Origin of the sequence: Paenibacillus harenae, from assembly GCF_030812415.1 — a bacterium.
Lineage (GTDB): Bacteria > Bacillota > Bacilli > Paenibacillales > Paenibacillaceae > Pristimantibacillus > Pristimantibacillus harenae_A.
In genome coordinates, this window is sequence record NZ_JAUSST010000003.1 from 75,661 (window position 1) to 90,901 (window position 15,241).

Below are 15,241 nucleotides of genomic sequence, written 5' to 3' on the forward strand. Positions count from 1 at the left end.
AATTGCAAGCACAAGGTAAAAGTTAAATATAAAGTTAAATCTACTGGTCTGGCAGAACGATGCCGAAGAGGTGACGATATGGATCAATTATTGCAGCAAGCAGAGGCAGTGCTTATCGCGCATAAGCAGGAGCATGTGGTTTCGGTTATTAGGCGGCTGGACGCGCCGGAGCGGGAAGCTTTGTGCCGGCAGGTGCTGGGTGCGGATTTGGATCGATTGAAGGGGATAATGGATCAGCAACGCAATATCTCTATCCAAGAGCCGCATACGATAGCCCCAATCGGCTATCTGGAGTGGGATCGCTTCGGAGAGGAGGAACGCGATCGCTACAAGGAGCTAGGTTGGCAGAATCTGCAGGACGGCAAAGTGGCGGCGCTCGTCGTCGCGGGAGGACAAGGCAGCAGACTCGGCCATGACGGGCCGAAGGGGACGATTGATATCGGCCTGCCATCGGGCAAGTCGCTGTTCGAGCTGCAGGCGGATCGTCTTGCCTCGCTGTCGCGAGAGGCAGGCGCGTTCATTCCTTGGTACATTATGACAAGCCCCGATAACGATGCGGAGACGAGAGCTTTTTTTCAAAAGGCGGGGTTCTTCGGTTATCCGGAGCAGGACTGCTTCTTCTTCCAGCAGCATACGATGCCGGCGGTCGACTTAAATGGCAAGCTGCTCTTCGCGTCGGAATCGGAGCTTAGCTTCGCGCCGAGCGGCAACGGAGAGTGCTTCTCTTCCTTGCGAAGCACTGGCGCGATTGAAGATATGAAGCGGCGGGGCGTCGAGTGGGTGTTTTATTACAACGTCGATAACGCGTTGATCCAGATCGCCGATCCCGGTTTCGTCGGAGTTGCGGCAGACGGTCATTATCCGATCGCAACGAAAGTCATTGAGCGGTCGAATCCGGACGAGAAGATCGGCATTCTTTGCACGAAGGATGGCAAACCAACGGTCGTTGAGTATACGGAAATTCCGCAAGCCATGCTTGAAGCGCGGGAGCCTGATGGAACCTTGACGTATCATTTGGGGAACGTCTCGATTCATCTGTTCCGGCTCGACTTTATCGATCAGCATGCGGATAACGACCTTCCCTATCATCTCGCGATGAAAAAAATCGACTACGTCGATGACGAAGGACGTCAAGTCACGCCTGCCGAGCCTAACGCTTATAAGCTGGAGAGGTTTATTTTCGACTTCTTTCCGTTGTCGGAGGGGATGACGGTATTGAAGGCCAGTAGGGAAGGCGAGTTCGCACCGGTCAAAAACAGGGAGGGAGAGGACAGTCCCGCGAGCGCGCGAGAGCTTGTTATGCGAGCAGAGGCGGCCGAGGTACAGCGTACCGTTGGCAACGAACCGGCGTTTACGTTCGTGAACGGACCGTATTTGCAATGGCCGACCGAGCAAGGCATGACGATGATGTGGGAGACTTCTTTGCCCGCCGTCGGGAAGCTCGAGATATACGCTGCCGATCGCATTCATAGCGGGGAGCGGGGCAATTACGCGCTCCGTGAGCAGCCACTGTTGACCGTGCAAAGCGAAGGGGACGCGCGAGTTCGCATTCAACGGCTTACGGTGGATGGCCTAGAGCCGGAAACGACTTATTTCTATAAGGCGTATGCGGACAATGGGGATGGGAAGAAAGTAGAGGCTGGACCGTATCCGTTCCGAACGGCTACGCGAAGAGGCGTACCTTGTTCGTTCGTCGTAACGAGCGAAACAGGGGGCTACAGCTATTTTGATCAGAGTGGCGGAGGTATAAATAAAGCGTTATTCGAGGGGATGCGGAAGTACCGTCCCGACTTCGCGTTATTCGTCGGCGATATGGTGGACGATGGCCGCAGGCAGGAGGATTGGCATACATATTTGTTCGCACCGGGCAAGGAATTGCTCACAACGACGCCGTTCTACAGCTGTCTAGGCAATCATGAACATAACGGTTCGTGGTATTACGATTACTCGGCTTATCCGAGTCCCGGCAATTACTATTCCTTCGACTACGGTGATGCTCACTTCATAGCGCTCGATAGTACCGATTTCATTAAGGACGAGCATTATCCGAACGGCGATGGATCGATTGGCCCTGGCCATCCGCAATACGATTTTTTGGTACGCGATTTGCAGGAGGCTGCAGAGGCTATGGACATCAAGTGGCGGATTGTATATATCCACTATTCGCCGTATGTGTCGGGCGGCTATGAACTGGAGGCGCTGAGGCAGCTCGTACCGGTCATGGAGCAGTACGGCGTCGATGTCGTATTCAGCTCGCATACGATCGTGTACGAGCGAAGCCATCCGCTGCGGAACGGGAAGCCCGATTTCGATAACGGAATCGTCTATGTCGTGGCCGGAGGGGCAGGAGAGATGCCGAACTGGCAGCTTCCGAAGCGGGAGTGGCATACGTCGCAGTCGCTTGCCGTACCGCATTTTGTACAGGTGACGGTGGCCGGCAACTGCTTGGACCTTCGTGCCATCGATGTCGAGGGCCGGCTGTTCGATATGCTCAAGATTCGGAAAGGCAGCGAAGGATCGAAGCAGTTTGTGTAGCGTGAGATGAATCACTATGAACCACCATGTTTGTTAGATGCTTAAAGTCAGACAAAGAAGGGCCAAGAGCATTAAAGCAACACGGAGGGGAATTACGCGATCCCATCGGTTTTGAAGCAATCGTACATTGGAAGGAACACGTGCCGCTTGAGCCGCTTGGATTAACTCTATATTAACGTGATACTGTGGCGTACAAGACAAGAAACATAATTTGGGCAATAAGAGCCGTGAGAATCCATCCAAGAGATGAAATAGACATGGAGTTGAACAACCATTGGGTAACTGCCAGAGCGAGTGTTGAAACAAGGGCGGAAGCCCCGAAGATGGGCATTCTTCCACTTGAAACTTCATGGATTCTGCCGATTACTTCTGTCATCCCGGCATCGGAGCTTCGAGTCAATGCCTTTCTCACAATGACAGTGAAGAATACATCAACACCGTACACGACTCCGATGCTAAGAATAGCGATGCTATGCAAGATTCGAACGAAATCATCCATTATTTCTTAGCCTCCTTGGAAATAGGTTTGCGTTTTTTTCAGTAGTGAATGGCTACCGCTTTTTTTATGGATTGCCTTGAATTCACTTGTTTTACGATGAAATCTGCCAAATCAGCCCGAGAAATAGTGCTTGTTAACTTCAAGTCGGCCGATTCCCCCGCACGATATTTCCCTTTAAGCGGGCCATTGGTTAGAAATGGAGGTCTAACAATCGTCCAATCCAAACCGCTGTTCTTCATGTATTGTTCCATAAGTTCCTTATCCTCAATGGCCTGTTTGTCGAGGAGCAGCCGGATAACAGCTCTACCAAGCATGGGCAGCTTACTTAACGATTCAGATACGCTGGCTTCACTTATTGCAATTAAACGCTGCACTTTATTTTGGGCCATAGCTGTTAGAATCCGCTTTATCCCTTCTGAACATATCGTTTTGCTTGAAGTACTTGTAATCCCAAGAGACGATATCACCATATCATGATGCCGTATGGCCCTATCGATATCTTCTGTCCGAAGGACATCCCCTTCAACGACGACAAGGTTGGGATGACTTTGGTGGATACTGCTCCGTGTGCGGACAAATGCAGTAACGGTGTGTCCGCTCTGTAATGCGCTATCTACGATATGCCGACCCGTTCTACCGCTTGCGCCAAAAATGATAAGTTTCATTTTGCAGCTCTTCCTTTGTCCGTCTTGCCATTGATTCTAAACCATTCCACCGTATCCCGCATGGTATCTTCAAGCGGTCTGAAACTGATTTGCAGATCGCGGATTGCCTTAGCTCCGCTAGTTCGCTTCATTTCCGTCATGACTCGAAGTTCATCTATAGACAGATCCGTTACTCTATTCCGCCATGCTGCTATTTTTTCATTTACCCATGTTGACAGATAGACCATGGTGAGTGGAAACCTTTTGGAAGGTCCTTGAATGCCGGACACTTTCTGCAGGATGCGGAACAAATCTTCTAAACCAACGTGATAAGCAGATAAAATAAATCGATCATTGCCTGGAGAGGATTCGGCTGCTTTAATCATCGCGTGTGCGACATCTCGGGCGTCCACAACATCTATGCCCGATTGGAACGATCCCGGAAACTTCCGCCCGAGGAAATTCAATACCAATTGGCCGCTGCCGGTCGGTGCGGCATCGCCAGGGCCGAACATCCATGCGGGCAGAACAGTAACGATCGGTATTCGGTGATGCTTTGCGAATTTATCGATCTCCTGATCGCCTACAAGTTTGCTCTTCCCATATAAATTAAGCGCCTCATCCGGATTCATCCGATCGTTTTCATCGCTGATTTGTCCGTCCTTGCGCTTGCGGATGGTCGCATTTGTGCTAGTGTGAATAATTTTTCCTACCCCGTATTTTTCCGCGAGCTCAAATAATCGAACGGTTTGCGTCACATTAACTTTCTCCAGATTTGTCCAGTGATCTCCTCTGCGGAACGTCTCGCGAAAATAGGCAGCTGTATGGAAGAGGACATCGCAATCTTTCATGTAATGCGCCCAGGATTCAACGTCCATCATATCCCCTGTAACGACCTTAACTTGCAACCCGCCGATTAACGTCTCGGCTTTTTTGGCCGATCGTGCTAATGCAGTGACCCGATACCCGCGCTCGACCAAAATACGAATCAAGTTGCTGCCCAGCAATCCTGTGCCGCCTGTTACAAAAGCATGCATCAAACCATCTCCTTTTTCTTTAACAGATAAACCTCCAATACTTGCTAATTACTGCTGCAATCAAAATATACAACAAAAAATGAATGTTGTAAACTAAATTAATAAAATTAGTTCAGTTAGTATATTTGGTTTACAACGTTCACTTTTAATTTAATGTGATATACTAAGTCAAAGACGGGACAGGAGGTTTCTATGATGGAGAAGGCAAATAACAAAAACAAATACTTCGAAAAAATTAAGCCCGTGTTTAGAAAAAGCAGATTCAGCCAACTGAATATGGACGATATTGCGAAACAGATGGATATCAGCAAGGCGACAATGTATAAATACTTCTCGTCGAAAGACGAAATGATAAAAATGTTCGTTGACCATTGCGCAGACTATTTCAAAACCGGCGATATCTTGATGACAGACGAGAGGATATCCTACACGGAGCGATTCCAGATCGTCTACGAGCAGTCTTTGAAAGCAGCCGTGTACATGCCCGATATTCTTTTGCAGGATTTGAAAGAGGTGTACCCTAGTTTATTGGATAACGTTTTGTCGGCACAACAAGAACGCCTTGCAAGTTTCCGACAGTTTTTCGATGCCGGCGTATCCGGAGGCGTGTTCAATCCGATAAATCCTATATTGTTTTTGGTGCAAGACGACGTCGTGCTTCGGCGGATCTTGGAACCGTCATTTACGATACATTTTGATCTCACCTTGAAAAAAGCGCTCATCGATTTTTACTTGATAAAAAAACATCAATTGATTACTCCAAAACATTTGGATACGGTGGATGATTTGTTAATGGAAAAGAAAATTTCGCAAATTATTCAACAAATTTCATAGGTACTTGGATAAAACGATCACCGATTAGGACCCCGCAACCCTGCGAGGTTCCTTTTTTTGTATTTTAAGAAAATAGAGGGGATTGATTGAAGTTTATATTGGGGAATGAACAAAATGAAGTCGGGAAATCCGTCTTATTGCTGCCAATCCTGCAAGGTTGGCCGAAATAAGACGGATAACTCTACCTATCGCCCTATTTATGCAGTGGCACAAGCTCATAACGAAGTCTTTCATGCGCAATAAGCCGGATAACTCATCCTAATCGATGCTGATTAAGTCAGTTTACTAGAATAGGATGGATTTCTCTTCCTATTACCTGAATAGTAGTAGCCTAACGAGCGTAAGTATGCTGTGGAGCAAGCATCTCGCGCAGGTAGCGGCCCGTTAAGGAGTCGCTGCTGGCAGCAACCTGTTCCGGCGTGCCGGAGGCGACGACCGTACCGCCCTTATAGCCCCCGTCTGGCCCCATGTCGATTATATGGTCGGCGATCTTGATCATATCGAGATGATGCTCGATGATCACGACGGTATGACCGGCATCGACGAGATGGTTTAGGCAGTCGATCAACCGCTGAATGTCCCGCAGATGAAGACCGGTTGTCGGCTCGTCGAGCACGTATAGATTATGCGCGCCACGCTTCACTTTGCTCAGCTCGGTCGCAAGCTTGATCCGCTGAGCTTCCCCTCCAGACAGCGTGGCCGACGACTGGCCGAGCTGCAAATAGCCGAGACCGAGGTCGTTCAGCACGGCCAGCTTGCGTGCGATATAGGGCTGATCGTCGAAGAAGGCGACGGCATCCTCGATGCTCATATCGAGGATCTCCGCAATGTTTTTCTCCTTAATGCGTATATCGAGCACGCTCTCGTTGAAGCGAGCGCCCTTGCATACCGGACAGACCGCTTCGACGTCAGGCATGAATTGCAGCTGCGTCGTTACCGTTCCTTCCCCCTGGCAATGCTCGCAGCGGCCGCCGTTCTTCTGATTGAAGCTGAAGTCATGCTTGGTAAGCGGACTGCCTTCCGCGCTTGCCGCCTCCGCATACATCTCGCGAATCCGGTCGAAGAAGCCGACGTATGTGGCTGGATTAGACCGGGAGCTGCGGCCTATCGGCGATTGATCGATATTGATAATGCCGCTAAGCTGCTCATGCCCTTCCAGCGCGTCATGCTCGCCAGGCACGATGCGGGCGTCATGGAACATCGCATAGAGCTGTTTGCACATGACCTCGTTAATGAGCGTGCTCTTGCCCGAGCCCGATACGCCGGTAATGCACACCATAACGCCAAGCGGAATGTCGACGGTAATGTTCCGCAGATTGTTCGCCCGGGCGCCGCGTATGGTCAGCTTCATCTCGCCCGTCTGTCTGCGCTGCGCGGGCACTTCGATTTTGCGCGCTCCCGTCAGGAACGCGCCGGTAATGGAGTCCGCTTGCGCGCGAAGCTGCTCGGCCTTGCCCTCGGCGATAATGCGGCCCCCGTGCCGGCCCGGTCCGGGTCCGATCTCGATAATATGGTCGGCGCTGCAGATCGTATCGATGTCATGCTCGACGACGATGATCGTATTGCCGATATCCCGCAGCTTCTTCAGCGTGTCGATGATGCGCATGCTGTCGCGGGCATGAAGACCGATGCTCGGCTCGTCGAGCACGTACAGCATGCCCATAAGTCCCGAGCTGATCTGCGTCGATAGGCGAATGCGCTGCGCCTCGCCCCCGGAGATCGAGTCGGAGCGTCTGCCAAGGCTTAAGTAGTCGAGCCCGATATCGAGCAGCAGAACGAGCCGCGACTGAATCTCCGCCGTAATCTGTCGGCCGATAACCGCCGTTTCTTCCTTGAACCGCAGATCTTTCAAAAACTCATGCAGCTCTTGCAGCGACATCTGGCATAGCTCATGAATATCGGCGCCGCCGACTCTGACATGGAAGCGCTGCGGCTTCAGCTTGCGCCCTTCGCAGTCCGGGCAGGTGTGCTCGATCATGACGCGCTTATAGAACTCTTCCTCGGCGGGGCTTGCCGCCTTGCGCTTCAAATACAGCTTATACCACCAGTTGACCATATGGACGAGACCGCCGTAGCTCATTAACTTGCCGACATGACGGGCTTGGGTTTTGCTAATTTCCTCACCCGGCGTAAAAGGGAATTTCTCCCCTCGGGATCCATAGAAAATAAGGCTGTGAGCCCATTCGGGCAGCTCCTTCATCGGCGTATCGAGGCTGAAGCCGTAATGCTTCGACAGGCTGTTCAGCATCGCCCAGTTCCATGTCGTCATGTTCGTTCCGAGCAGCTTCGGATCAAGCGCGCCCTTGTTAACGCTTTTGTCGGCGTTCTTCACGAGAAACTTGGCGTCCGCGCGCATGAACGTCCCGATGCCGCCGCATGTCCGGCAGGCGCTGTCCGGATCGTTGAAGGAGAAGTAATTCGGCTGCAGCTCGCCGAGCGTCAGATGATGCTCCGGACAGGCGAAGCCATTGTAGAAGTCATTGGCGTTCACATGCTTGCCTTCAGGCACGCCGGTAATCTCGAAGCGGATGAACCCTTCGCCAACGAGCTTCAGGCTGTTCTCGATCGTCTTGGTCAGCATCTTGAACACGTTCGGCTGCACGACCACTTTATCGATGACGACTTCAATCTGATGCTCCATTTCCTCGTCCATCGGGATCGGATCTCCCAGACTATGCCTCGTTCCGTCGATAATGACCGTACGGAAGCCTTTGGAGCGAATCTCGTCGAATGTCGTTTCATAGTTTTCGCCATAAATCTTATAGACCGGCGCAAGCACCTCCAACTCCGTACCCATTGGCAGTTGCTGAATGCGATCGATCATTTGACCGGGTGTCCGGGCCGGTACCTTGCGGTCGCAGAACGGACAGCCGGCATCGCTGGCAGAGGCGAACAGCAGTCGCAAGAAGTCATAGATATCGGTCATTGTGCCGACTGTGGAACGAGGATTGACAATGCCTTTCTTCTGCTCGATCGCAATGACGGGCGACAGTCCGAATACGAAGTCGACGTCCGGCTTCTTGAGCTGATTCATCCGGCTCTTCGCGAAGGTAGACAGCGATTCGAGAAATCGCCGTTGTCCTTCTCCGTAGATGACTTCGAACGCGAGTGACGACTTACCGGAACCGCTTACCCCGGTAATGACCGTCAGCTTGTCGCGCGGAATGTTGACGTCGATATTTTGCAAATTGTTTTGTCTCGCTCCGCGTACCTCAATAAACTGTTTCATTCTTAGATCACATCCCCCATTGCATGTCTTCTAAATTCTCGAAAAGATAGGCAGGCTCGCTCAAGCTTACTCGGCTAGCAGGCGTCGCCTTCGTATCCGATTCCAGCTTGGCGATCAAGCCATGTTCGGCCAACCAGTCGCAGCCTGTCGTAATCGCCCCGGCATCGAGGTCGATGACTAAGCCGAACTTGTGCATAATGTCCGTTGCGGTCCGAACGTCCGCTTCTTCCTTCAAGTAGGCAAGTACAGGAGCGAATAGCCGCTCGGCACGGTCGTTCATGTACGTGTTAATGCTCTTGAGTGCCGCGTCAACCTTATCCTCGCGGACCTCGGCTACGATCAACCCCGCATACACCGTTCCAAAAAAGTCCGGGTTGTACGTCAGCGCTTGCTGCACGCATTCGCGCATCGGGATGTCGCCGTTCAGCAGCACTTCGATCTGGGATAGCGTATCGATCATCTTGATAATCCAGAAAGCGCTATACGTGAAGTCGCGCTTCACGTACTGCCATTTCTCGGCCTTCGCCAGCAGCGATAGAGAGAAGCAGCTAAGCTGAAGCAGCCGAAGCTGTCTATCGCGTTCCCCGACATAGCGAATTTGCTCGAAGTAAGACTGAATCGACGAATCCTTCGTGAACAACAGCGTGCTTCGCACGAGCATCGAGTGGCCGAACGAGCCTTGTACGGTCCGCTCCATTTCGCGCTTGAAGTCATTCCTCGTCGTAATACTCGCGTTGATCGGCACGTCGTTCTCCACGAAGGTCCGGTAGCCGTACTTCAACTTCTGATCATGCACGATCAGCTTCAAATCAATATCGGATTTCTCCCACACCTGGTCGTAAGACAAGCTGCCGAGCAAGACGACGGCGATCACTTGATCATCCTGCTTCACCTTGTCGACGAAGGTTTGCAACGCCGACCGGAAGACGGCTGTCATGGCGTCCGCCTGTTTTCTATGGTCCATATATTTACCTCCACCTTATAGATGCCAACGCTTCGAGAATGCTATCATCTAGCTAAGATTATTTTCCAATAAGTTGACTCGCTTGTTTCTTGAATTCGTTGCAAGAAATGGAAATCCTGTTTTTACTATTGCAAAATGGCAACGGTTACGACGGAGAGACACGAATCATCGTTTCTCCAGTCGAGGATGAGTGGAATTCCAATAAAAATGCTCTTTTCCAATAACTTTCGCCGATTGTGTCGTTCCCAAAGAATGCCGGACAACTTACAATGAAGGTACTAGCCTTATCGGATTCGAAAAGGGGGAAGCGAAAATGCCTTCGGATAAGATGGAAGTGTTGATCGTCGACGACGAGCCGAGGCAGCGGCGGGGACTTGCGGCAATGGTTCGCTCCTTGCGTCCGGCCTATAAGGTCGGCGAGGCGAAGAACGGCAAGGAAGCGCTCGAATACGCGCGGGGCAGGCAGCTCGATATCGTCTTCACCGATATTCAGATGCCGATTATGAACGGCCTTGATTTCGCCGCCGAGCTGGGCAAGTCATGCCCGAAAGAACCTAAAATCGTTTTTGTAAGCGTATACCATGAATTCGATTACGCCCGGAAGGCGATCCGGCTCGGCGCCAAAGATTATTTGGTGAAGCCCGTGAGCTCGGAAAGTCTGGACGGCGTATTGCAGGAGCTGGAGAACCAGCTTATACAGGAGAGCTCGGTAATCGCGGAGACGCGGCAGCTGTCGGAGGAGCTCGCCCACACGAAGCCGATCTATCTGGAGCATCTGCTCTTTAAATGGATGACAGGCGAATTGCAAGCCGCGGAAAAGAAGGAAATCGAGCAGCACTTCGATATCCGAGGACACGGAACGGTGTTAATTCTGGAATCTCATTGCACGCAAGCTTCGGAAGACAGCCACGAATGGAGGAGCATTCTGAAGCGTGCGGCCGCACAAGCGCTTGGCAAGTGGGCTATGGCGTATATGATCTCGCCTGAGCATGAGCGAAACAAGCTGTATACGATCATCCAGTGGAAGCCTGGCGTGCAAAGCGCGGAGGGGCTGAAGCAGCTTCAGCTTGCGCTTGCGGCGCTGGAGAAGGTTCACGATAAATCGATTGGCGCGGGTATAGGCCATGAAACGTTCGATCTGGAGAAGGATATGAAGAGCTGTTACGAGAGCGCGGCGACGGCGCTTGAATATTTGTATTATTTCCGCGACGGCAGATGGGTGTCCGCGGAGCAGCTTCGCAAAGAGAGGGACAGCTTCCCTTCGGGCAGAAGCGTCGGCGTGAAGGACAACGGTCGACTGGAGCAGGCGGTAACGGGGGGGAATGTCGAGCTGTCTATCCAAGAATGCATGGCGATATTGGATAAGCTTGCTGCGGCTAAACCATCTCCGTTCCGCATGAAATGCAATGCGATTCAACTGCTGCTCTCGTGCTTAAAGCAAGCCGAGCCTGTGATGGACGATCGCAATTATGCGGCATTAGCCCTGCAGATCGACGAGCAGCTGCTCCGTACGGATTCGCTTCTTGCAACGAAGGCGACGGCGGCCGGCTTACTGGGCGACATCGTCAATCAGATGAAGAAGGACAAGGGCTCGCGCAGCGAGCTCATTATGCAGAAGTGCCGCGAATATATCGAGGACAATCTCCATGAAGACCTGGGGCTCGAGGTTGTCGCGCAGCATTTTTTCTATAACGCCTCCTATTTCAGCATTTTGTTCAAAAACCATTTCGGCATATCGTTCACCGATTTTCTCGTGAAGCAGCGCATGCAGAGGGCGCGCAGTCTGCTGCTTGAATCGGATAAGCGGGTAGGCGATATCGCCAAGCTGGTCGGTTACAAGGACATTAAGTATTTCAATAAAGTGTTCAAAAAAACGTTCCTCTACTCGCCGGAGGAGTTCCGCAGAATGTTCGCCACAACTTAAGCGCAAATGAGGTCAGCCTATGCTCTTGATGAGAAAGCTTGCAGCTTTGATCGCCAATGCCAAGTTCCGCATTAAGCTGATCGTTTCTTATTTTCTGCTCGTCAGCGTCATCATTCTTATTCTTGGATTCACGTATTACCGGATTAGCGCCAGCAATATGCTCATGAACGTGAGGAGCAGTCTCGGCAATGTCGTCCTGAACAACAACCAATTGCTTGACGAGAAGCTGGAAGCGATTCGCGGCAAGAGCGACGTCTTGCCTGTCGATAGCGAGCTCTATCAGATCATGATCGGGCTGAAAATGTCGGATAACGAATCGTTATTGAAGGCAGACCGCCGTCTGACGGAATTATTGTTTCAATACTTTGGCGGCAATGACGATATATACGCCTCGTTCATCGTGACCCGCGATTATACCTTCGGCAACGGGGCAAGGATGTACGTGCCGTCCGCCGGTTTCTTCAATTCGGAGCTGCATCTGCTCGCGGAGCGTTCCCAGGGCGACCTTGCCTGGATCCCGACGTATGACTTCGCCCGAACGTTCAAGGATCAGCACATGGAGCCGATTTCCTTCGAATACAGCCAACTCGTATCGGCCGTTAAGGAGCTGAATCTCACTTACATCGATGAGGAGGGGATCTTCCATTCGCTTCCGCCGGGGATGGAGCGGCCGGTGCTGATGATTAATTTTACGACGGACGACTTCGGCAAGCTGTTCAAGGATTATGCGAGCAAGAACGAGTATCGCAATCTGTCCTACGGCATCGTGAGCGCGAAGGGTGACATGATCATTCATTCGGAGAGAGAGTTGGAAGCAAGCCGCAAAGCCCCGCTATGGCTCGAGGAGGCATTCAGGCAAGGAGAAGGAAGCTTCGAGAAAGTGACCGACGGCAAAGAAATGCTCATCAGCTTCGATCGGATGGAGAGCACGGGCTGGATGTCCTACGTCGAAATTCCGGTAGAGGATGCGCTGTACGGGCTGAAGTCGCTGCAATCGGTGTCGTTCCTCTTTCTTGCGGTTATGCTGCTCGTATCGGCGTTGCTTGCTTACCTGATGTCCATCTTCATTACGAAGCCGATCATTCGGATCAAAAAAGCGATGAAGATGGTCGAGCGCGGCAACTTCGATATACGCATACCGGAGAAAGGGCGCGATGAGCTCGGTCAGTTGACCCGAATGTTCAATCATATGAACGGAAGAATTCAGGCTTTGATCGAAGAGAATTACGCCTCCCGCCTGAGGGAGAAGGAAGCCGAGCTGATGGCGCTAAACCTTCAGCTTAATCCTCATTTTCTGTACAACACGCTAACGACGATGTATTGGATCGCCGTAGAGAACGGACAACAGGAAATTAGCACGATCATGCGCAATTTGGCCGAAATGCTGCAGACGTCTACACGGAACAAGAACGAGACATGGCCGCTGCGAACGGATCTCGATTGGCTCGAGAAATACATCTACATTATGGCAAGCCGGTTCGGGAATCAGTTCAAGGTGAGCTTCGAGGTGGATGACAGCCTGCAGGATATGATGGTGCCGAAGCTGTTCCTGCAGCCGTTCGTCGAGAATGCCATCATTCATGGTTTTGCCGAGATGGAGGAAGGTGGACTCATCGTTATCAAAGGCTGGTGCGAGGACGATCAAGTGCTGTTCTCCGTGGAGGATAATGGTGCGGGTATCGAAAAAGATGCGATGGATCGGATGAAGTCCGGCGAAGGCGGATCGACGGGCATGCCCAATGTAGAAAAGCGAATCAAGCTGCTTTATGGAAACAGCCAGGGGATCGACGTCTACTCGCTTGCCGGAAAAGGTACCAAAGTCGTCATACGCATGGGTACGTGGACGGGGGGACAACGGAGATGAAGGCGATGAGATTCAGATTCGTATGGTTGCTGGCGATCTGCGCCATGCTTGGGGCGGCGGGCTGCAGCTTCGGGGCGGGCGGAAATGGCGGCAGCAGGGAGGGCGCTTCGAATACGGACAACGACCCGTTCACGGTCGACGGCCATGAGCGGGTTACGCTTACCTATGCTTCTTGGGGATCGCCGAACGAGAAGCAGGTGCAGGAGCGGATCGTTGCAAAGTTCATGGAGAAGTACCCGTGGATCACGGTGAACTATTTGTTCGTGCCAGGCGATTATGTGAAGCGGTTGACGACGCTGTATGCCGCGAACAAAGCGCCGGATGTGTTCGTTATCTATAAGCATTTTGCGCTTCAATGGGCCGAGCAGGGGAAAATATACAATCTTAATGAGTTTCTGAAGCAGGATGAGGATGTAAATGAAGCGGCCCTCATACCGAATGCGATTATGTATTGGGCTCCGAACAAAATCGCGGGGATTAAGGTAGCGGAAGAAGTATTCGCGCTCTATTACAATAAGGAAATGTTCGACGAGGCGGGCGTTGACCTTCCGCCGTCTAGGGCAGAGGAAGCTTGGACGTGGGACGAGTTCGTGCATCATGCCAAGCTTCTTACGCTCGATGAGGACGGCGATAACGCGCTGTCGCCGAGCTTCAATCCGAACGAGATTAAGCAATACGGGGTCCGCTTCAACAATTGGGCGTGGCATTTGTTCGTCCCCTCCAATGAGGCGAGCGTCATTGCGCAGGATGGTAGCGGCCTTAATCTGGAAGACCCAGCAGTCATTGATGCCGTGCAGCGATTAGCCGACTTGATTTATGTTCATCATGTAGCGCCGTCCCCGATTCAGGAGAAAAGCTTGCCTACGCCGGATATCGCGCTTCAGAGCAAGAAGGTGGCAATGGATCTGAACGGTCAATGGGTGCAGCTCGATCTAGCGGCTACGGGGATCAAGTACGGAGTCGGCGTGCTGCCAAAGCTGAAGAAGAGCGTGACGGTTCAATTCGGCGAGCCGCACGTCATGTCCCAGACGACCAAGCATCCGAAGGAGGCATGGCTGTTCTACAAGTGGCTGCTTGACGCGGACAGCGCGATCGATATGCATGCCAGCGGCCTATGGATGCCGACGATGAAGGATTATTATACGAAGCCGGAGCTGATCGACAAGTGGGCGACCGTCGCTCCCGGCCATGCCGAGGGGTACGAGGATGCCGTCATGCGGCAGACGCTGGAGAACGGAGTCAACTCGTACGACTACTATGTGAAGAACATTGAGAAGATCAACGGCATCCTGAATCCCGCGCTTGACCAGATATGGCTAGGCAAAAAAAGCGTCAAGGATGCGTTCGAAAGCATTATGCCGAAGATTAACGCCGAGTTCAGAGGGACGTATCCTTGAGCGGATGTGCGGGATAGCGAGATTGGAGGGAGACTGGAGACTGGAACTGGTGCGCTATGAGGGAACTCACTAAATAGGGAGGAGAACCTTACTATTTAGGGCCGTTTTTGGCCGTCGCGCGAAAGGAATGAGGCAAACCTCACTGCTCGTGAACCTAGGTTCATGGCTAGTGAGGTTTGCCTCATTGTTTTTTACTAGACCTAGATTTTCCTTTAATTGTATGAGGAAAGCCTCATAACTAATGAATATAGCCTCATTTCGTCCCTTGCTCCCTCCTCCAACCACCGTCCCCTCCCTTCCAAACCGAATCCAAT

Annotated in this window: 10 protein-coding genes; 5 read left to right on the forward strand and 5 right to left on the reverse strand. The window is 51.9% G+C overall.

Annotated features, from left to right (window positions below; translation table 11 throughout):
* Positions 1-78 precede the first annotated feature (78 nt).
* Complete coding sequence (locus tag J2T14_RS10410) at positions 79-2,535, forward strand: UTP--glucose-1-phosphate uridylyltransferase (protein WP_307470513.1); 2,457 nt, start codon at positions 79-81, stop codon at positions 2,533-2,535.
* A gap of 172 nt (positions 2,536-2,707) precedes the next feature.
* On the opposite strand, the gene J2T14_RS10415 is transcribed toward J2T14_RS10410, so the two are convergent.
* Genes J2T14_RS10415 through J2T14_RS10425 form a run of 3 tightly spaced genes read right to left on the reverse strand, consistent with a single transcriptional unit; the run spans position 2,708 to position 4,715 of the window.
* The gene (locus J2T14_RS10415; protein ID WP_307470515.1) at positions 2,708-3,034 is read right to left on the reverse strand and encodes a hypothetical protein; all 327 of its coding nucleotides are present in this window, start codon (positions 3,032-3,034) and stop codon (positions 2,708-2,710) included.
* A gap of 38 nt (positions 3,035-3,072) precedes the next feature.
* Positions 3,073-3,699, reverse strand: coding sequence for an NAD(P)-dependent oxidoreductase (locus tag J2T14_RS10420; protein WP_307470517.1), 627 nt, complete (start codon positions 3,697-3,699; stop codon positions 3,073-3,075).
* Positions 3,696-4,715 (reverse strand): SDR family NAD(P)-dependent oxidoreductase, encoded by a 1,020-nt coding sequence (locus J2T14_RS10425; protein ID WP_307470519.1) that lies wholly within the window; start codon positions 4,713-4,715, stop codon positions 3,696-3,698. Before J2T14_RS10425 ends, J2T14_RS10420 begins: the two co-directional genes overlap by 4 nt.
* A gap of 195 nt (positions 4,716-4,910) precedes the next feature.
* On the opposite strand from J2T14_RS10425, the gene J2T14_RS10430 reads away from it, so the two are divergent.
* Entirely contained in the window at positions 4,911-5,549 is a 639-nt protein-coding gene (locus J2T14_RS10430; RefSeq protein ID WP_307471910.1) for a TetR/AcrR family transcriptional regulator, read from the forward strand.
* A 331-nt stretch (positions 5,550-5,880) separates the two neighbouring features.
* Here J2T14_RS10430 and uvrA read toward each other — a convergent pair whose 3' ends face one another.
* The gene (gene uvrA / locus J2T14_RS10435; RefSeq protein WP_307470520.1) at positions 5,881-8,778 is read right to left on the reverse strand and encodes an excinuclease ABC subunit UvrA; all 2,898 of its coding nucleotides are present in this window, start codon (positions 8,776-8,778) and stop codon (positions 5,881-5,883) included.
* Between the two features lie 7 nt (positions 8,779-8,785).
* Complete coding sequence (locus tag J2T14_RS10440) at positions 8,786-9,742, reverse strand: hypothetical protein (protein WP_307203342.1); 957 nt, start codon at positions 9,740-9,742, stop codon at positions 8,786-8,788.
* A 313-nt stretch (positions 9,743-10,055) separates the two neighbouring features.
* Here J2T14_RS10440 and J2T14_RS10445 point away from each other — a divergent pair, with 313 nt between their 5' ends.
* From J2T14_RS10445 to J2T14_RS10455, 3 genes are read left to right on the forward strand one after another with little or no spacing between them, the layout of a single operon-like run.
* Entirely contained in the window at positions 10,056-11,666 is a 1,611-nt protein-coding gene (locus J2T14_RS10445; protein ID WP_307470521.1) for a response regulator transcription factor, read from the forward strand.
* A 19-nt stretch (positions 11,667-11,685) separates the two neighbouring features.
* Complete coding sequence (locus tag J2T14_RS10450) at positions 11,686-13,530, forward strand: sensor histidine kinase (protein WP_307470523.1); 1,845 nt, start codon at positions 11,686-11,688, stop codon at positions 13,528-13,530.
* Positions 13,527-14,927 (forward strand): ABC transporter substrate-binding protein, encoded by a 1,401-nt coding sequence (locus J2T14_RS10455; protein WP_307470524.1) that lies wholly within the window; start codon positions 13,527-13,529, stop codon positions 14,925-14,927. Before J2T14_RS10450 ends, J2T14_RS10455 begins: the two co-directional genes overlap by 4 nt.
* Positions 14,928-15,241: the final 314 nt, after the last annotated feature.

Coding starts and splice junctions, on each gene's coding strand:
- J2T14_RS10410 (WP_307470513.1), top strand. CDS start 79: ATGGATCAATTATTGCAGCAAGCAGAGGCAGTGCTTATCGCGCATAAG.
- J2T14_RS10415 (WP_307470515.1), bottom strand. CDS start 3,034: ATGGATGATTTCGTTCGAATCTTGCATAGCATCGCTATTCTTAGCATC.
- J2T14_RS10420 (WP_307470517.1), bottom strand. CDS start 3,699: ATGAAACTTATCATTTTTGGCGCAAGCGGTAGAACGGGTCGGCATATC.
- J2T14_RS10425 (WP_307470519.1), bottom strand. CDS start 4,715: ATGCATGCTTTTGTAACAGGCGGCACAGGATTGCTGGGCAGCAACTTG.
- J2T14_RS10430 (WP_307471910.1), top strand. CDS start 4,911: ATGGAGAAGGCAAATAACAAAAACAAATACTTCGAAAAAATTAAGCCC.
- uvrA (WP_307470520.1), bottom strand. CDS start 8,778: ATGAAACAGTTTATTGAGGTACGCGGAGCGAGACAAAACAATTTGCAA.
- J2T14_RS10440 (WP_307203342.1), bottom strand. CDS start 9,742: ATGGACCATAGAAAACAGGCGGACGCCATGACAGCCGTCTTCCGGTCG.
- J2T14_RS10445 (WP_307470521.1), top strand. CDS start 10,056: ATGCCTTCGGATAAGATGGAAGTGTTGATCGTCGACGACGAGCCGAGG.
- J2T14_RS10450 (WP_307470523.1), top strand. CDS start 11,686: ATGCTCTTGATGAGAAAGCTTGCAGCTTTGATCGCCAATGCCAAGTTC.
- J2T14_RS10455 (WP_307470524.1), top strand. CDS start 13,527: ATGAAGGCGATGAGATTCAGATTCGTATGGTTGCTGGCGATCTGCGCC.